We start from the raw sequence: 18,512 nt of genomic DNA on the forward strand, positions 1-18,512 counted from the left end.
AAATAATTTTAATAATCGGATTCAGATAGTCTAGAACAACCCCGTAATCTTCCCATCAGCGTCAATATCCATATCCAACGCCGCTGGATGTTTAGGCAACCCCGGCATCGTCAAGACGTTTCCCGTCAAGGCAACCACGAAACCGGCACCCAATCGTGGCGCGAACTCGCGGACGTGAATCGTAAAGTCCGTGGGCGCCCCAAGCTGGTGGGCATCATCAGTCAGTGAATACTGTGTCTTGGCCATGCAGACGGGCAGTTTGTCCCAACCATGCTTGGCAAAGGTCTTCAGTTGACGAGTCGCCTTGGTCAACAGTTCAACCTTAGCCCCACCGTAGATTTTCTGCGTAATGGCCGTCATCTGAGTGACCAGATCAGCATGTTCTGGCGTTAAACGGGTAAAGTGGCTGGGCTGCTGCGTTGCCGCAACGACCTTGTCAGCCAGGTCCATAGCCCCAGCACCACCATCGGCCCACACCGTCGTCGTTGCAACGGGTACGTTCAACGCTTCGATGTCGGCCGTCAGTGCAGCAATTTCGGCATCGGTATCGCTGGTGAAGCGATTGATGGCCACGACCACCGGCACGCCGTACTGTTGCATACTGGCGATGTGCCGTTTCAGGTTGGCACTTCCCGTCTGGAGAGCCGCCACGTTTTCCGTTTCCAAGTCAGCACGTTTGACGCCGCCGTTGTACTTCAGCGCCCGAATGGTGGCCACAATGACCACGGCGTCCGGTGTCTTGCCGAGCACCGGCGTCTTAATGTCCATGAACTTTTCACCACCGAGGTCGGCCCCGAAGCCGGCTTCGGTCACGGCGTAGTCACCGAGTTGCAGCGCGGTCTGCGTTGCCAAGACGGAGTTACACCCGTGGGCGATGTTGGCAAATGGCCCCCCATGGATAATGGCTGGATTGTGTTCCAACGTCTGAACCAGGTTAGGCTTGATGGCATCCTTCAGTAACAGGGTAATTGCCCCGCCGACCTTCAGATCACCGACCGTGACTGGCTCCTTGTCTTCATTATAACCGATTAAGATCCGGTTGACCCGGCGCTTTAAGTCGCTGAGGTCTTCACTCAGGCACAAGACCGCCATCAGTTCACTGGCAACCGTGATGTCAAAGCCATCTTGGCGCGGGACCCCGGACGTGCGACCACCGAGACCGATGACCGTTTGCCGCAGCTCACGGTCGTTGATGTCCAGTACCCGTTTCCACACGATACGCCGAGGATCGAGCCGTAATTCGTTGCCTTGTTGAATGTGATTGTCAATTAACGCCGCCAAAGTATCGTGAGCCTCGGTCAAGGCGTGGAAGTCCCCCGTAAAATGCAGGTTGATATCTTCCATGGGCACTACCTGAGCATAGCCCCCACCGGTCGCGCCACCTTTGAGTCCCATGACGGGGCCCATTGAGGGTTCCCGCAGCGCCAGCACGGTCTTGTGGCCCGCACGGTTCATGGCATCCCCCAGGCCGACGACAACGGTCGATTTTCCCTCCCCAGCCGGAGTTGGGTTGATCGACGTGACCAAAACGAGTTTCCCCGTTTGATGATCGCCGGCCAGTGGCAGGTTGATCTTAGCCTTAGTGTGACCGTAGGGTTCGATTTGGTCGGGCGTTAACCCCACCTTTGCCGCAATTTTTTCGATAGGTTCTAACGGCGTTTCCTGTGAAATTTCAATGTCGCTCACTTGATTTCCTCCTTCACTGTTCCCGGCATGGCAGCTTGAATCAGCCCAGCCAATTCAATGGCTGAGTTACGGGGCAGTAAAAATTGATAGATTTTACCCTGGGCAACGATCCCCATCCGATAACGCGAGACGCGGACCGCGCTGACGTGGGCCAGCGGAATGACCAGATGATGATGATTCAAGACGGTGCTGACCGTCAAGACACCATTGGCCATGGTGATATTACGATAGTGGACCTCCGCCCAACATAAAATGGCAAAGGCCACGAAGAAGCCGAGGGTCCACCAGTTAAAGTGGGTCACTTCCAGCCAGAAGATGGCCCCCACCATCAGGACCATCAGCGTCCAACTCCAATTAATAATGCTGCTAACGGGGTTGGGTTGATACAAAAATCGCCGTTCTTGGGTTATCATAATTTACAACACCTCACGAAAAAGATTGGAGTGATTCTGTGTTTTCTTTGTATACCGATGCCGCGACGCAACCACAAAGCGGCCTGAGTGCTGGGGGCATTCTGATCATTCACGACCACGAACAGACCCAACTCAAGAGCCGCCTGTCTGCCACCAACAATCACGCTGCCGAGTTCGAGATCGCCCGATTGGGATTTCAACGACTGGCAGAGATTGCCGGGGACGCTTGCGCAACGACTACCGTCTTATTCTATACCGATAGCCAGATTGTTAGCGATAGTTTACAGAAACATTATGCAAAACATTACCAAAGTCTCGTGGACGCACTCCTAGCCGCCCAGGCACCCTTCCAGTTGGTGCTGACGCAATGGGTCCCTGAGAAACAGAACCAGGGCGCACACACGTTGGCCAATCAGGCCCTTCACTCCGCGGAGGAGGCCAAATAAGTCGTCAGTGGCTTCTCGTACTGGCTCCAGTCCGGTGTCCCGCCATACAACGCGGAACCCGCTAGGAATTTCCCAATCTGAGGACCAGTCGTCAACCCTGATGAGCCTAAACCGGACGCCACCAGGAAGTCCTCGTGTTCCGGAACCAGCCCAAAGAATGGGGCGAAGTCGCTGGTGTAGGCCCGTGTACCGACCCGCACACCGGTGAGACTATCCGCCGTAACACTCTTGACCAGTCGCTGGGCACTGCCCAACAGGTCGGCCGTTACTTCAGAATTGACACTGATATCGAACTTGCCATCGTCTTCATGCGTGGCCCCAACGATCAGCTTCCCGTGACCAAATGGCACAAAGTCCCGTTCGCCCTCAGGCATCACGACGGGCATGTGTTCTTGTAAGGGATAATCTTTCACAGCGAGCTCAATCAGTTGACCCTTCTGTGGTCGAACGTCGGCGTTCACTCCCAATGGGGCAATCAATTCCTTGAGCCAGGCCCCGACAGCCAGGATGACGCGATCAAATTGACGCGCCCCAAGTGACGTGATGACTTGTCCCTGTGCATTGAGCTTGACGCGTTCGTGACTGACTTTCAGATTGCGTTTGCTGGCACTCGCTAGCAGGCCGTTAACCAAGGCCGCACCATCGACCCGTGCCCCCCCAGTAATGACAACGCCGGGTTGCGGATTAGTCAATAATGGCACTTGGTCCTGCACCTCTTGCGCCGTTAACGTGGCAACATCCCCCATGGTAGCGGCGGTCTTACGCCGATCTTGGGCCAATGCAAACAGTGTTTCCAGGTCCGCTTCATCCTCACGCGTCACGATGGTCCCCGTCTGTTGATAGACGTCGGTACCCAGCTGCGCATCGTGGATCAATTCCGGATAGAGATCGGCACCGGCCTTGGCCAGGCGGTACCACTGCTGATTCCGGCGCTTAGAGAGCCACGGCGAAATGATCCCCGCTGCGGCCTTTGACGCCTGGCCCACACCGTCATCAAACAGCGTGACCTTGATCTTTTCACTACCTGGTAATTTACTCAAATAATAAGCCGCGGTGGCACCAACAATACCGCCACCGATGATGGCAATTCTCTTTTGCATGCAAATTGACCTCCTAATCAAGTCACTACTTCACTAATTTTCATTTTAGCATAACTTGCGCCAGATAACGCTTAGTTAATCTACGATTATTGGGTTGCGTTTGGGTGCTAACCAGGCGATGCTATCCTTTGATAGGCCGATTAGTGACTAAAGCCTCACGTTCATGTGCACAGGCCCTCGGCACAAATCGAAAGCCGCCAGCAACTATCACGATCTCACCCATCATGCTCGGAGCGTCCCCTTAAAACAGAAGTTATGCCAAAAAATGGATCTTGCCCTTCTTCGGCAAAATCCATTTTACATTAGCAGATTACTTAAAAACCCGGAAGCGTTCGTCATCATCCATGTAGGTCTTAGTATCGGCTGGGGATTCAATGGACCCAAAGTCCATCTGTGCCCGTAACCGCCAGCTTGCTGGGACATTGAAAGCTTCACGGACAGCGTCGTCAATCAGAGGATTGTAGTGTTGGAGGTTCGCACCCAAGCCGTTTTCGGCGAGTGACGTCCACACGGCATACTGCGCGTTTCCTTGTGACTGTTCGGACCAATCTTGGAAGTTGTCCGCGTACAGTGGGAAGTTCTCTTCAAACTCTCTAACCGTCTTGGTTTCGGTAAAGTACAGGATGGTTCCATAGGCGGCCTTGAAGCCGTTGATCTTAGCCTGTGTCTTAGCGAAAGCAGCATCGTCCTTGACGACCTTACGCAGTGAATCGGCAACGATGTCCCAGAGTTTGTCGTGGGAATCATCGAATAAAATGATGGCCCGCGTCGTCTGGTTGTTAAAGGCAGAGGGCCCCTGCTTAATGCTGGCTTTAATCAGCTCGACCAATTCGTCCTGAGAGAAGGCAACGTTCTTGCCTAATGCATAGATACTGCGCCGTTGCTTAGCTAATTCGATAAACTTAGTTTCCATAATTTAAAAAACCTCACTTTTAAAGTTGTCGTCATTTTAGAGCGATGAGTGGTGATTCAAACGCTGGCATCAAGTTTACCACTTACTTTTAGGAAGTAAAGAGATTATTTAGGAACCTGATAGGCATTTTCAAAGGTCGCCGTCATCCAATCCAACCAATACTGGGGGTTCAGCGCCTCCCCGGAAACTTGCTTGATCAAGGCTTGTGGCGTCAAGCTGGCGCCGAACCAGTGGATATTATCCTTACGCCACTGGGTAATCTGTGAATAGTCCCCACTGGCCAAGATATCGGTAACCGGCAGCGTCTGGCTCATAGTGTGGTAGAACTGAGCCGCGTAGATTTGCCCCAGCAGATACGTTGGGAAGTAACCGAGGTCACCGCCCGCCCAGTGAATGTCTTGGAGAATGCCCTCCGTGTCGTTAGCGGGCGTGATTCCCAGGTATTCCTGGTACTTTTGCCGCCACAGTGCGGGTAACTCCGCTACCGTGGTGTCGCCATTAAACAACGCCTTCTCGAGCTCGTAGCGCACGATGATGTGCAGCGGATACGTCAACGGGTCGGCTTCCGTCCGGATCATGGTTGGCTTGGTTGCCATGAATCCCTGGTAGAAGGTCGCCTCGTCAATGTCCGCGAAGATATCGCCAGTCGTCTGCCGGAACCGATCATATTCACCTTGCCAGAACGCCGCATTGCGCCCAATAAAGATTTCATTGAACAATGACTGTGATTCATGCAACCCCATCGATGGCGCATCCGCCAGCGGCGTGTAGTCGTAATCGGGATTGAAGTTTTGCATGTACAGGCCATGACCCGCCTCGTGAATACCACCAAGCAGAGCCATTTGAAAGTCATGGAGACCGTAGCGGTTGGTGATCCGAGCATCCCCGCGGTTCAAGGCCACGGTGAAGGGATGTGTGCTCCGTGACAGGTTTCCCTTCTTGAAGTCGTAACCCAACCGCGAGACGGTCGCTCTAACTAATCGTTCCTGCACAGCCTCGGGAACCGCGCGACTCATGAAGTCCGTTCTGGGCTGCGTGCCCCGCGTTGCTAAGGTCCGTTGAATCTTTTGAATGCCGGCCTTTAGGGTAGCCATGATGGGGTCCAATTGAGCCACGGTCATCCCCGGTTCAAACTGATCGAGGAGCACGTCGTAATCGGTCGCTTGGCCTTGTTTCCAGTAAGGAATGAACTGCTTCTTGAATGCCACGATTTTTTCCAAATACGGTTGCAGCAAGCTGAAGTCTTGAGCCACGCGGGCCTGTTCCCAGACCTGTTGGGCATCGGAAACAACCTGCTGGTACGCTGCGTAGTCTTCGGCGGGGATGTCATGATTCAGATCATAATCCTTCTTGACCAGTTGCAAGACCTGCTGACCCTTCTCGTCGAGTGCCGTAGGGTGTGCCGCAAAGTAATCGAGGAATTGCCCCATTGCCGTCCCCGTCCGTAAAGCCAGCTCCTGACTACTGATGTAGCCGGCCAATTCACCCCGAAAGCTCGCCCCGTCTTGCGGTAAATTCGTGTGAGAATCCCAATCGATCAACGTTAAATTCATATCTAATAGGTTGATTTGCTTAACTAATGCCAGAAAATCCTGTTCCTGTGTCGCCATGGCTATCCGCCTCCATTTTTTAAGTTAGATTAAGTCTAGCATGGTTGATTGTAAAAATCTCGTGAAATTTCTCATTACTTTTTAATCACATGTCTTCTGAATTTCCAATTGGCCTTTCAGTTAAACAAAAAATGGAGATACCGGCCCAACTCTGAGCTAGCATCTCCATTCTTTGGTTCTAAAATTAGCTTCTTGCGGCGTTGTCAATTGCCCCTGAATGAATTCAGAGGCTTGTCGCTCACGTGTCTGACGACACAGTAGTCCAACATCCCCGTTAAGGCACTCCTACTCGTAGTGGCAACATCATCGGGTAATTGACGGCTACCCGTTTAACTGCCAGGTTTACCCAGCAGTTGTTAGCTTCTTAATCTTTGGGTGTTTGACACCGTTCAACCATTCTTCGCCAAGCATCTCAATATTCATGGCCCCCAGTCGATCGTCATTACACCGATATTGACAGTGGTTACACCAATACTCATGAGTATCATGATGCCGACTTGAGCTTTATACGTTAGGAAAGATTCTAACTGGAAGAAAGACCAGGAACGATGGCTATCACGCAAAGGTTTAGGCAAGTCATTCGGGTTGAAAGTCACATTGGTTAATGTCTTCCAAAACGAAGAGCGTATGTGAACCATACAGTGCAACGAGTGTCTTAGCTAGCCGATGATTCACATCGGCCATCCAGCGGTTCTCTCGTTGAGCCAGTTGTTTCAATCTTTTTTGGCAGCCTTGGTACCTTTGCGTTGTAGTTGTCGCCGAATTTCTAGGAACTTCTTCCGCCTACGTAAAATCTTTTGACCGTTAAAGAATAGCGCTTTTCCTTTACCATCAAAGGCAGTTGCTAGGAAACGTAACCCACGGTCAATACCTACAATTTGAGGATTATCCTTAGTATCGAAATCACTAACTTCCTTCGTGATACCAATGTGCAAAAACCACTTACCCTGGTTGTGAATCAGCTTGGCAGTGCCTAGTTTCCAATCCTCAGTAAAATATTTTTCGAATCCTCTGCCGGTGAAGTTCAACTTAGTCCGTTTACCTAGAGTGGTTATCGAAATCTGTCGCATCCTATCTACAAAAGAGTAATTACTCTGCCGAACCAAGTCTGCTTGTGGCCGACGAAATTAGATGGGTTTTACTAACCAGTTCAGGTCTCTAGGAACCTGAATCCACTTGTTTTCTTCGCTTTTGTAGCGGTAAGGATGTTGTTCCATTTGTTCTCGAACGGTCTTATAGCGAGCTGAGACTGTACGAAAAACAGATTGAATCATCTGACTATTGAGTTCTGATTCTTGTCTAAATATTTTGTACAGGTGGTGATTGATTTTTAACCAACTTAACTGGAAGCCGTGGTCAAAGATCCATTGACTGACAATATTAGCTAATCGTTGATACTCTTGACTCATCGCTAGAAATTGTTCTGCTTGATTCATATCGGGATAGAGTCTCAGCTTGATTGTTCGCCCTAATTTAACCAATGGATACCTCCCCTGTAGATTGGGTTAAGTATACCATGTTTGAGCTTCTAGGGGAACGTATGTTTCGAAAAAGCTTGTTAAATTCTGGCATTCATCCCGCGATTAAAATCGCAGGTTTTCTGCTTAGTTTATTATAAATACCTTCTAATGCATCCGTAGTTACCCGTGAAACATTGATTTTGCGTTCTTTTGCCATTTCATTTAAATATTCTGGTACCGTAATCGACCGTTTTACTTTTTTAGAGTTTCGACCAATCCACGCTGCCATATTTACCGTGATATAAACAACAGATTCATTATCTTATAAATGCCATTTTTTTTGGATTTTGTACCTCAGGGTAAGCTTCTCCATCGAGCATCGTTGCAATCGCATCCTCTGCATTGTCAACCAGTTCGACTAAAGTATCTCCTTGTGTAACCATTCCGAGAACATTAGGAGAGAAACCCACAAAGTAATGGCCATCTTCATCGTTATTCTCTTGCGCAATAATTGGATAGATCAATTTGTCTTTCATGAATTTTGATATGCCAACAAGGCTACTTGAGCCCTGCATCTTTCCGTATTTTATTTTCCAATTTAGCTGGCCGGATTGGCATATCGCTCGCCCCTTTTCTAACAGAAATCATAGCAGGTTATACGCATTTAATCCATATACATAATGTTCACCCTCCAAACAACGCCAACAGTTGAGCCGTCACCCACGCTTCATCAATCTCCGTAAATGGCAACCGCAGTAAGACACCCAGTAAAAACGTCCAGATGGCTGGTGTGACCTGTTCAACCGGCGCCGTAACCTGTTGTTGGGCCGCCAGTAAGGTCACCACTGTCCGTAAGCTCTGTGGCACGGGTAATGGTCCGGTCAGGCTGAAAGCGACGGCGTTGGGATGTGCTCGCGCATAGTCTAGGAGATTGGTCACCATCCGTTGGAGCATGGCCTTGGCGTTGGCTGAATCCAAGACCCCTTCCCGCAAGGCAGCCGTGATCTCTGCCACGATATCCGTGCGGAGCTGAGCCAAGAGACTCGCTTTGTCCGGAAAATGTCGATAAACGGCAGCCGGCGTCACCGCCAAAAATCGGGCAATTTGACGCAGAGAAAGCTGGGTGGCTCCCTTATTTTCCAATTGAATTCGGGCCTGCTGCGCGATGGCCGCTGCTAAATTTTGACGATGGTACGGTTGTTTTGCCACAATTACTCACACTCCTCGAAAAACGATGTTATCGCTATTTACGTCCTATGTTATCACTGTTCACATTATATGTAAACAGTGATAACATGTGCTTTGAATTACGAATCCTTACAGAAGCTTTACACCGTTCTCCCATTAAAAGCCTTATAATAAAACCAAACCTAATTTTAGAAAAGAGTGCCGTCTATGTCACGAACCATTTCCACCCGTCGTTTCACCTTTCAAGTTATCGGCTTTTGGCTAATCTGGTTGATTGTCCAGGTCGGGGTAAATTCCCCTATCGAACACCATCTGAATGGCTGGCCAGAGGAGCTAGCCCTCGATGCCGCCAAACTGATCGTCTGGGTTGGCGCTGCCGCCTGGCTCCTTCACCAAGCTCGTCCCGAGGAACTAGCCATCGGTCGCCGTGAGCAATGGCGGCCCAACTGGCACTTTACGACCGGCTACATCATTTGGGCAGCCATCGTGGTGTATCTCCTAGTTGAGTTCTGGGTCGTACACCATGGCCTGCGCATTAGTCCCAGCTTCACTCCAGAATATTGGGGACGGTACTTCTTGGTCGTCGGTGTGGCGGAAGAATTTCTTTTTCGGGGATACTTCTTCAACGTCCTTCTAAAGAAGTTCAGTCTCACCCAAGCCAACCTGATTCAAGCACTGGCCTTTGCCAGTCTTCACATTCCACGCTACCTAACCACGGTACCAGCAATGAGCCCGATGACCTGGGTGGGTAACCTAATCACGGTCACCGCTCTCGGGGCCCTCTTCGGTTGGCTATATGCCAAGAGCCGTTCACTGTGGCCCGGAATCATTGTGCACATGACTTGGGATATTTTAGTCACATTATTTGCCTAATCGTCAGTAGACAAAAAATCTCGCCACCCGAAATGGGAGACGAGATTTTTTGATTAACGGCTGATATAGCGTCGCAAGTAACCCAGCAGAATCGCCAGAAATGCCAGCGGCAACAAAAAGCTTAACAAGGGCGTCACTAATGCCGAGGTCGTGGCAAACGTCACGCCAACGTCCAAAACTAACACCGCCACACTGACAGCCAGCAAAGCTCGCCACCAGTCACGCGTGATCCGTGCTTCATACGTGAGGCCGTAGACCAATAGCGTTAACGCGGTCGTCAACAAGAGTGCCCGTTGAAGCAAAGTGGCCCCTATGACCGCCGCCAACAGCAGTGCCACCGCACTGAGCGCGATAAAGAAGTAACCGTACCAGCGTTGGGTTTCCTTAATGGATTTCACGATTATCGCTTCCTTTTGAACCTACCTTCAGTGTAGTGGCTCACGCGATTATTTTCAAATCATTTACAACTGCTGACTTGTATCGACGTGAAGTTCGCCGTTCCATTCAGCACTAGTGACGGCCGGCACTTCGCCGCGAAAGACCCGTAGCAGTGTCAGTAGACTCTCAGCACTATTTTCGACAGTCAATTTCTGTGGCGCTAACCAGTAGATGGGGCCCTCTTCACTAGCCTTAATTTCACCGGTAAATTGGTCACCGCGATACAAAAGGCCCAGCTTTCGTTGCTGCCGGTCGGTGCTGAACCATTCGCAGGTCCCACAAAAATCGACCGTCTTTAGTGATAATCCCGTTTCTTCGAAGACTTCGCGCATGGCCGCAGCCGCACAACTCTCGCCGACTTCTACGTGACCACCCGGAAAACTGTGACCGGCCTTCCAGGGAACGTTAACTTTATCCTCTACTAATACATTGCCCGTCCGTGGATCGGTCACCATCACCATCGTTACCAATTCTACCGGTTGCGTTCTTGCCATCTCGTCTTCCTCCATTTCAAAGCATTATCTAGCAGTGCCGTGAATCCAAACGACCAGCACCACGTTAATAGGTAGCAACTTGCAATTCCTAACAACGCATGCTGTCGTGTAAATGCCGCACCTCCTAGCAGCCAGATTAACTGTAGCCAAAAAACATTGGCTAAATACGAGGGGTACGCGTAACCCGCTAGCCGATGAATCACCGGTAGCCACCGGGAATGTCGTGACTGTTGATGACCGGCCAACGCCAAAATCAGCCCAATAATACTTAATATGTAAATCACCGTCGCCGGTAAATAATAGCTGGTATGGCTAAAACTCACTGGCAAAGGCCAACTCAACAACGCTCGATTCTGTCCGACCAGCGCCACAACGCCAATCACTAGCAACAGCCACCACCAGCGACGCAATTGCCGCTGAACCGCGGACCAGCCAACCCACGCCAAGATCCCCAAGATTGCGTATGGGAAGAACCCGAGAAAGACCCGATCCAAGAGATACCAGTCTGTAAACTGAGCCGTGGGGTAAACCCGCAGCGTGTACCAAGCCACCCACGCTAGATAACCAATCGCCGTCAATCCCAGTGCCCACCAAGCCGCCCAACGACTGTGGATCAACCGCCGAATCACCCAGAAAAGAGGCATTAAGAAAATCATCTGCAACATCATCGTGTTATACCACAGATGCGGGGCAGCATTGCCATTCACAAATTGCCAGACAAAGCTTAGTCCATCGTGATAGGCCCGCTGTTGCTGCAAGCCCGGAAAAATCAGCAGGTAGGCCAGCGTCCAGCAGATTGTCGGGAAAAACAGTGCCGACCACTGTTGCTTCAGGTAATGCCGATAGATTGGTTGCTGGCGAGCCGTCGTTCGCATGGTCGTCAACAGGATGCCACAGATAAAAGCCGGCGCCGTAAACTTCACCAGCAGATAGGCCCACGCCAAACCACGCTGAAGTGCAACTGGCTGTGTCAGTCCCAGAGCGAATCCCAGAACGGACTGTAGTATCACTGCCGTGCAGGCAAACACTTTCAGGTAATCACCGCCATCCGCTACTGCATGCAATTCTTCATTTTTCACTTGCCGTCATCGCCTTTACCCTTTTCATTTTAGCAATCCGGCGACAGGTCTGTAAAGACAAAAAAAAGAGGCTCACTGGCCTCTTTTATTTCTTCACTAAGCTTCGCGTTCGCGATTTTTGAATTTTTCAACTAAGCCATCAACGCTGTAGCAGACCGCTGCCAAACCGGCAAATGCCAGTGGAAAGACGATCCAAAGCGGTGACTTCATTAACACTAGCACCAGGCTTAAGAAGCCAACTGCTAGTACGACCAAGACTGTTAAAGCAACCATGTCTTTTGTCATTTTGCTCCCCCCAAGCTAAGTTATTTTCTGTGGCCCCTAACCACAATTCATAGTTTAGCAGGTCTCCACGAAAACGACAACGACTTTGACCAAGCTTAATAAAGTCACTAACTTTTGCAGCCTTTCCACCTTAATTACCGCCGCTGTGATTCGACTGTGGTAGCGGGTGTTCCAAGTGCTGTAGCTGCCCACGGAATTCGGAAGCGTACCGTGCCTGATCCGGCTGGAACTCTGAAAGACGTTCACTCAGACCAACCGCATAGTCGGCCTGCTCACCGTGTTCGCCCTGATCCAGGCCGAGCTCTTCTTCACCAGCTGTGACCCGCATGGGCATGAACCGCCGTAAAATGACAACTAGCAAGCAACCCATCACGGCAACGAAGGCAATCGTGAAAGCCGTTGCCAGGATCTGAACACCTAACAGGTGCCAGCCGCCACCATAGGCCAAACCATTTTCTACAATCGTTGGGTTAACTGCCTTGGTCGCAAAGACACCGGTCAAGATACTCCCAACGATCCCGCTCACACCGTGACAACCAAAGGCATCCAGCGCATCGTCCACACCCAGGCGTGGCTTCAGCAGGCGAATGAAGGCATAACTGGTCATCGTCGCAATCAAGCCAATGGCTACCGACCCCATAATCGTGACGTAGCCGGCCGCCGGCGTAATCGCAACCAAACCGCAGAGGGTCCCGGTACAAACACCGACCAGCGTTGGCTTACCCGTGGTCCAAATATCCAAGAACATCCAAGTCACCATAGCCATGGCCGTGGCCACCGTACTGGTGATGGCTGCTTGTAGAGCCACCCCGTTTACGGCTAAGGCACTGCCAGCGTTGAAACCGTACCAACCAATCCAGAGGATCGCCGTTCCCAGCAAAACCCAAGGTAAGTTGTAATGTGGATTGTCCCGGTTACCGGACAACCGCGGTCCCAACCAAGCGGAGAGTACCAGTGCCGTGACCCCCGCGTTGATGTGAACGACGGTCCCACCGGCAAAGTCCAGCACGCCCAGCTTGGCCAGCCACCCCAGCGGGCTCCAAACTAAGTGAACCATCGGGTAGTAAATGAAGATCGACCAAGCAATCAGGAAGATCAATAAGAACTTAAAGTGAATCCGGCCAACGACCGCTCCCACAAACAGCGCTGGGGTGATGATGGCAAACATCATTTGAAATAAAGAATAGGCCCCGACCGGAATGTGAGTCGCCGTCAAGCTAGCCAGGTTGACCCCAGCCATGAAGACGTGGTGCAGGTTGCCCACGATCCCCGCAATGTTCCCGGAAAATGCCAGGCTGTAGCCCAAGAAGACCCACAGTAGAATTGCGACACCGGTCATGATAAAGACCGACAGCATAGTGTTGACCACGTTCTTTTCCGAGACCAGTCCCCCATAGAAGAAGGCCAGTCCTGGAGTCATGAATAAGACCAAGATACTAGCGATTAAAACGAATGCAGTGTTTGCAAGATTCATCAACGACGCCCTCTTTATCTCTTAATGTCACAAATCCTAACATTAAAAATGGTCTACGTCCACCACTGACTTTGATTTAGCCTACTGTTTGCGGTTTTGACTTACTAACGGGGGTAATTCAAGGCTTTGGTCTAATTACGCTCCCACTAAACCGGCGTGACGTGTTATTTTTTCTGACACATTCTTTTAAAATAAATCGATGTTCCCAGCGACTTCCCTAGCAGTTTGCAGTAAAAAGGCCACTCATCGCTGAATGGTCTCACCTATTTAGTAACCCTGAACAACCTCACGGCTTGACCCGTTGCCTTCTTGTTAGCTAGGATAATCTTCCCCTTATCCAAATAAGTCTTCAATGCCTTCCTTGCTGTCACCAAATCGGTTGCTGCATACGTAGTCACCGGTGGCTGAACCGCGTCAGCGACTATCAGCGTACCCCCAAGAGACAGTGTTGCCAAACCCGTAGCAGTAAGCAAGGGTTTTCAGGATAGTATATAGGGTCATTTAGTATTAAAGGGTACTTCTCAATAACGACAAAAAGACCACCCTATTGAAGAGTGGTCTTGATTGCTAATCGTCTTGTATTAATACTTAGCTTCATTAATAGCCCATTGAACTTGATAAATATCTTCATTAATAATCTCGGTAGCACCCTTACCAGCCGTATGGCCTGGCTTGACTTGATTTACATATGAAATATAATAAAAGATATATTGACCATAGGCGGTTTCGTACCCAACCGTCTTATCCCAAGCTTGAGGGTGATTATGCAAAATAGTAGCCAATTTATTCAAAGTATCTCGTAATTTAGCTACATTCTTCGCTCCCTTGTAATCCTTGTTGGAAACTGCATCACTGATTAAACGCAATTTGTCTTTGGAATTAGTTGGGTTAGATAAGGCAGTAGTTGTCGTCTTACGGGCTACTTTTACGTTAGTCGTTGGCGCAATGACCGTTTTGTTAGACACCTTGGTCACTTTCCCCTGCTTGCCCTTTAAATTACCCGTCCAAATCCAACCTTTAACTGAGCCTTTGGCGTTCTTGACATAACGGTAAGTGGCCGTCTTGCCAGTAGACTTTTTGACACGGACACTTTGGGTTGAGTAGAACGTCTTGGTATTCTTGGAAGTCGTATGCTTAGTCAGATACCGGCTAGAATAAAGGGTGACACTCTTAGGGGACTTTTTAGTGTACGCGCTCTTCTTGTAGTGGGTATTCTTGGTAATCTTGGTTACACGGAAGCCTTTTGTCTTAACTGCTTTTGCTGAAGCATCAACCGTTGTAACCGTTCCACCCACAAACAAGGCGACGGACAAAGCAGAAAGTGCTTTGACCAATTGAGTCTTTTGCATAATAAATTCCTCCAAATTTTATAAAATTATTTCGACATTGATTGTTTTTCCCGAACGACCGGGTACAGTTGCGTTTTAAGCTCACTGGCGTATACTGTCGTAAGCCTTATTGGTTAATTCATGGCAATATGCCAATCGGACGTTTCACCTAACTTTAGTTTTAAAGTCACAGTGATAGCCGCAACAATGACCAGTAACACTATCCAGTATTAGTGGCTCCCTTACTGAAAGTCCAATCAACCTGATCACGGTATTCAGCGTCGTTTTAACAGCGAACCTTACGCAAAATCGAATTCAACATTTATCTAACTGTCCCAATATATTCCCACAGCTACAGTTCACACCCATTTTTCTGGTTCTCTATTTAAGAGAAATTGAAAATCATATTCTCCGTTTTAACATTAAAGCACACCTTAATTGGATAATTATATATGCTTTGTTGTGAAAATAGAAATGGAGGAACTATGATGAGTAAAACGTTACCAGAAAGAATCACCGATCTTCGAGAAGCTTTAGATATCACCCAAGGAAAATTGGCTGAAGAGATCGGTTTGGACAAGTCAAGCATGAGTCGCATCGAGAAAGGGACTCGTAAAGTCTCTAGCGATGAACTACTAAGACTAGTTGATTATTTCCAGGTCCCTGCTGACTACGTTTTAGGCCGGACAGACAATCTGACCGATCCTCACTTGTTCAAGGATAAGTTAGAAGTCATCAAAGTCGATGATCTGCCTTATTACTACCGTTCTGCTATCAAAGCTTACGCTGACTTCCAGCGCCACCAATTCCATGTCGAACTACGTCAAGGCACATATACGCCATCGGACGCAGCTAAGTAAATCCCGATACTTATTAAAGAAATGGCATTTTCAATTGTTGAGAATGCCATTTTTCAATACGGCCATGGCCCCTAATACAGCCTGATGGCACGGCTATCGTTTTAAACTATCTTCAAATGCCACTGATCATCGGCCTTGCGCACATGTGTCAGATTTTCAATCATTTCCTTAGGTTTATAGAGTGGGTGACCACCATATCCCTTAGCAGTCAGCTTTACAACATACAAACCATCGCCAACCGTGAGATAATCAATCTGATTCATCAATTTAATGTAGGAGTCATCATTTACACCCTTAATTACCTCGCCAGTCGCTACTAAAAAGTGAAAATGACCAGCGGTCTTAACCATGTGCTCAATTGCCTTGGCGTTAGGTAGTGCGTTCTTGTGAATATCACTGATTCGCGTCTTTAATTTGCTACTATCTGTTTCAATTACTGGTGTTGTATTTACCACAACAACCTTGCGATAAAGATTTCCCCGAGCGTTCAAGATCGTATTAATCGTCCGGTCACTGTTCGCTCCGTTGGCGACACTTGGATTCATCATCAAAACGAAAAGTGTTAAGTTACTAGTCGGGTTCGGCGTGCTGATTTCTAGTGAGTAACGACAACCCGCGTTAATATTAGCTCGAATTGGTTTGAACCCTTCTGGATAAGAATAAGTCATAACAAACCTCCATCTATATTTATTTCATTGGCTAATTTACAATGTTAATTGTACGTCTCTATAATAGCAACGTCAAAATGATTTTTCTCTATTTTAGCATTATCCGTTTGTTAGGCTATAGTTAATAAGTGCAACTCCAATGCGGCCAACCCAGTTTCAGCTGACATCGTAAATTTTCATTTACCTGTATCCGCCATACCTTTCGACCTCTTTCTAAAGGAACCATGCACCCCGGTTGATCCTGCATACAAGAACCACTACTTTTTTTCAGAATCTGAAATGAACTTAGCGTGACGTCTCATAAGGGTTGGGAGGTAACGTATACGGTTACTTAATAATAAAAGACATTTCTCAATAATAGCAAAAAGGCCCCTCTACTAAAAAATCTGCTGCCAGTAATCAAATAGATCGATTACCAACAACAGATATCTTAGAATCAAAAAGGGGGCTGATTGGCCAGCCCCCCAAAAACCTCTCACTTAATATGGTAGAGAAACACCTATTTTAAGCCTCTCACTTTACGTACAGCCCGCGGAATCATCTTACGAATCCCTCCGCGTGGATCCTTGACGTCGCCTTTATAGCGCGGAATCAGATGAATGTGCGCGTGCATCACGGTTTGCCCAGCCGCTGGATTGACGTTGATGCCAATATTATAACCGGCCGGGTGATAACGTTCATCCAAGAACGCCTTCGACGCCGTCAACAGATCATCTAATGCCTGCTTGGTCGTGGCTGGTACATCAAAGTATGTGGTGTAGTGTTGCTTGGGCACAATCAAGAGGTGCCCCTCGCGTACGGGATGAATATCCCAGAACGCCTTGGCTAGCTCATTTTCAAGCACGATATCCATCTTTTGACAGAAAATGCAGTCCGTCTTGATCACGCCGATCTACTCCTTGTGTTGCCGTGGCTTACGCTTACCCCAGAATTGGAAGTAATCCGTCCGTAATGCCCCGTTATAAAGCTTCCGCGTTTTGGTGGCTTTTTGGCCATAGAAGTGTTCGAACTCCAGGTCAGCCGTCAAGATGTACTTGGACCAGTCCGTGTAAGGCTTGAAAACCTTGCCCATCTGCGTATACAGTTCCCGCACACTAGCTTGGTCGCTCAGCCGTTCCCCGTAAGGCGGGTTAGCGACGATGACCCCATGTTCCAAGTCCGTCTTGAAATCTTGAACCGCCAACTGAGTGAACGTGATGTCTTGCGACAGCCCAGCTTCTTCGGCGTTCTTCTTAGCGATGGCGACCATGTTTTCGTCAATGTCACTCCCAAAAATCTGAAGTGGCGTATCATAGTCGGCCTTGGCATCCGCCTCATCACGCACCTTGTCACTGAGTTCTTGTGGTACCCAGTCCCAATGTTCGCAGGTGAAGTCGCGGTTAAACCCAGGCGCTAGGTTGCGACCGATCAGAGCGGCTTCAATCGGAATTGTTCCAGATCCACACACGGGATCCCAGAATGGCATGTCCTTGTGCCAGCTGGTTAAGGCAATCAAGGCCGCAGCCATGTTTTCCTTAATTGGCGCGCCACCCTTACCAACCCGGTAGCCCCGTTTAAAGAGACTTGGCCCAGTCGTATCCAGCGTCAGCATAACGTGATCCTTGTCGATCATGACTTCCAACGGATAGTTAGCCCCAGTTTCGGGCATCCGCGTCCGCCGGTGATAAACAGCAGCCAGCTTAGTAGCAACGGCCTTCTTCACGATGGCTTGAGCATCCGGCACACTATGTAACTGTGACTTCTTTGAACGCCCTTCAACCGGGAACGCCGCGTCCATCGGCAGCAGTTCATCCCAGGCAACGGCTTTCGTGGCTTCAAACAGTTCGTCAAAGGTCACGGCATCGAATTCAGCCACGATGATTCGAATGCGGTCAGCCGTCCGTAGCCAAAGGTTGGCCCGCAAGATGTCCTCAATCGTCCCATCGAACCGAACCCGACCGTTTTCAACCTGCGTTTCGTAGCCCAGATCGCGTAATTCCCGACCGGCCAAAGCTTCGATTCCGCTGGCAGTTGCGGCATATAAATGAAATTTCTTCATAAAATCCTCCTTGTTTACACGTGTTAAATGAAGCAGTTAAAGGCTGAAAGGTGGCAACTAATCTTCTTAGCGCCAAACATCTTTCACTTCTCGACCTCAATGTTGATTCTGCAGTAAGATCCCATACACATTGATTTTACCACCAATCAGAGGGGGTTA

The 18,512-nt window shown here is 49.2% G+C and carries 19 protein-coding genes and 1 pseudogene; 3 read left to right on the forward strand and 17 right to left on the reverse strand.

From position 1 onward, the window contains the following. Positions 1-30 precede the first annotated feature (30 nt). Together ACEPSU_RS07110 and ACEPSU_RS07115 are read right to left on the reverse strand one after the other, a co-directional pair. Positions 31-1,686, reverse strand: coding sequence for a formate--tetrahydrofolate ligase (locus ACEPSU_RS07110; protein WP_395320839.1), 1,656 nt, complete (start codon positions 1,684-1,686; stop codon positions 31-33). Next, positions 1,683-2,099, reverse strand: coding sequence for an EbsA family protein (locus ACEPSU_RS07115; protein ID WP_395320841.1), 417 nt, complete (start codon positions 2,097-2,099; stop codon positions 1,683-1,685). Before ACEPSU_RS07115 ends, ACEPSU_RS07110 begins: the two co-directional genes overlap by 4 nt. 38 nt (positions 2,100-2,137) lie before the next feature. On the opposite strand from ACEPSU_RS07115, the gene ACEPSU_RS07120 reads away from it, so the two are divergent. Next, positions 2,138-2,545, forward strand: a complete 408-nt coding sequence (locus tag ACEPSU_RS07120) for a ribonuclease HI family protein (protein WP_395320843.1) — start codon at positions 2,138-2,140, stop codon at positions 2,543-2,545. Here ACEPSU_RS07120 and ACEPSU_RS07125 read toward each other — a convergent pair. From ACEPSU_RS07125 to ACEPSU_RS07150, 6 genes and pseudogenes are all read right to left on the reverse strand, one after another. Beyond that, positions 2,521-3,645, reverse strand: coding sequence for an NAD(P)/FAD-dependent oxidoreductase (locus tag ACEPSU_RS07125; RefSeq protein ID WP_395320845.1), 1,125 nt, complete (start codon positions 3,643-3,645; stop codon positions 2,521-2,523). The two genes, ACEPSU_RS07120 and ACEPSU_RS07125, sit on opposite strands and share 25 nt — an antisense overlap. Before the next feature lie 310 nt (positions 3,646-3,955). After that, positions 3,956-4,558, reverse strand: coding sequence for a nitroreductase family protein (locus tag ACEPSU_RS07130; RefSeq protein WP_395320847.1), 603 nt, complete (start codon positions 4,556-4,558; stop codon positions 3,956-3,958). A gap of 104 nt (positions 4,559-4,662) precedes the next feature. Beyond that, a complete protein-coding gene (locus ACEPSU_RS07135) occupies positions 4,663-6,168 on the reverse strand; it encodes a carboxypeptidase M32 (RefSeq protein WP_395320849.1) in 1,506 nt (501 codons plus the stop codon). 342 nt (positions 6,169-6,510) lie between these two features. Next, a pseudogene (locus ACEPSU_RS07140) lies at positions 6,511-7,649 on the reverse strand (RNA-guided endonuclease TnpB family protein). Between the two features lie 296 nt (positions 7,650-7,945). Further along, positions 7,946-8,164, reverse strand: a complete 219-nt coding sequence (locus tag ACEPSU_RS07145; RefSeq protein WP_395320851.1) for a type II toxin-antitoxin system HicB family antitoxin — start codon at positions 8,162-8,164, stop codon at positions 7,946-7,948. A gap of 148 nt (positions 8,165-8,312) precedes the next feature. Beyond that, complete coding sequence (locus ACEPSU_RS07150; RefSeq protein WP_395320853.1) at positions 8,313-8,837, reverse strand: TetR/AcrR family transcriptional regulator; 525 nt, start codon at positions 8,835-8,837, stop codon at positions 8,313-8,315. Positions 8,838-9,023: 186 nt separating this feature from the next. Between ACEPSU_RS07150 and ACEPSU_RS07155 the strand changes: the two genes are divergently transcribed. Beyond that, positions 9,024-9,689, forward strand: coding sequence for a lysostaphin resistance A-like protein (locus ACEPSU_RS07155; RefSeq protein ID WP_395320855.1), 666 nt, complete (start codon positions 9,024-9,026; stop codon positions 9,687-9,689). A gap of 53 nt (positions 9,690-9,742) precedes the next feature. Here the strand turns inward: ACEPSU_RS07155 and ACEPSU_RS07160 are convergent, their stop codons facing one another. The 6 genes from ACEPSU_RS07160 to ACEPSU_RS07185 form a co-directional block, all read right to left on the reverse strand. Further along, the gene (locus ACEPSU_RS07160; protein WP_395320857.1) at positions 9,743-10,087 is read right to left on the reverse strand and encodes a hypothetical protein; all 345 of its coding nucleotides are present in this window, start codon (positions 10,085-10,087) and stop codon (positions 9,743-9,745) included. Between the two features lie 63 nt (positions 10,088-10,150). Continuing rightward, positions 10,151-10,621, reverse strand: a complete 471-nt coding sequence (locus ACEPSU_RS07165) for an 8-oxo-dGTP diphosphatase (RefSeq protein ID WP_395320859.1) — start codon at positions 10,619-10,621, stop codon at positions 10,151-10,153. Beyond that, on the reverse strand, positions 10,600-11,700 hold the full coding sequence (locus tag ACEPSU_RS07170; RefSeq protein WP_395320860.1) for an acyltransferase family protein: 1,101 nt from the start codon (positions 11,698-11,700) through the stop codon (positions 10,600-10,602). Before ACEPSU_RS07170 ends, ACEPSU_RS07165 begins: the two co-directional genes overlap by 22 nt. 96 nt (positions 11,701-11,796) lie before the next feature. After that, positions 11,797-11,985, reverse strand: a complete 189-nt coding sequence (locus ACEPSU_RS07175; RefSeq protein WP_260339790.1) for a hypothetical protein — start codon at positions 11,983-11,985, stop codon at positions 11,797-11,799. A 130-nt stretch (positions 11,986-12,115) separates the two neighbouring features. Continuing rightward, positions 12,116-13,459, reverse strand: coding sequence for an ammonium transporter (locus tag ACEPSU_RS07180; RefSeq protein ID WP_395320863.1), 1,344 nt, complete (start codon positions 13,457-13,459; stop codon positions 12,116-12,118). 581 nt (positions 13,460-14,040) lie between these two features. Beyond that, positions 14,041-14,808 (reverse strand): hypothetical protein, encoded by a 768-nt coding sequence (locus ACEPSU_RS07185; RefSeq protein WP_395320865.1) that lies wholly within the window; start codon positions 14,806-14,808, stop codon positions 14,041-14,043. Between the two features lie 467 nt (positions 14,809-15,275). On the opposite strand from ACEPSU_RS07185, the gene ACEPSU_RS07190 reads away from it, so the two are divergent. Beyond that, a complete protein-coding gene (locus tag ACEPSU_RS07190) occupies positions 15,276-15,647 on the forward strand; it encodes a helix-turn-helix domain-containing protein (protein ID WP_395320867.1) in 372 nt (123 codons plus the stop codon). A 101-nt stretch (positions 15,648-15,748) separates the two neighbouring features. On the opposite strand, the gene ACEPSU_RS07195 is transcribed toward ACEPSU_RS07190, so the two are convergent. The 3 genes from ACEPSU_RS07195 to ACEPSU_RS07205 all read right to left on the reverse strand — a co-directional run bounded on the left by ACEPSU_RS07195 (position 15,749) and on the right by ACEPSU_RS07205 (position 18,353). Further along, the gene (locus tag ACEPSU_RS07195) at positions 15,749-16,315 is read right to left on the reverse strand and encodes a DUF1643 domain-containing protein (RefSeq protein ID WP_395320869.1); all 567 of its coding nucleotides are present in this window, start codon (positions 16,313-16,315) and stop codon (positions 15,749-15,751) included. Positions 16,316-16,814: 499 nt separating this feature from the next. Next, entirely contained in the window at positions 16,815-17,201 is a 387-nt protein-coding gene (locus ACEPSU_RS07200; protein WP_395320871.1) for an HIT family protein, read from the reverse strand. 6 nt (positions 17,202-17,207) lie between these two features. Next, positions 17,208-18,353 (reverse strand): class I SAM-dependent RNA methyltransferase, encoded by a 1,146-nt coding sequence (locus ACEPSU_RS07205; protein WP_020089277.1) that lies wholly within the window; start codon positions 18,351-18,353, stop codon positions 17,208-17,210. Positions 18,354-18,512 lie beyond the last annotated feature (159 nt).

Origin of the sequence: Levilactobacillus parabrevis, from assembly GCF_044051715.1 — a bacterium.
GTDB lineage: Bacteria > Bacillota > Bacilli > Lactobacillales > Lactobacillaceae > Levilactobacillus > Levilactobacillus parabrevis.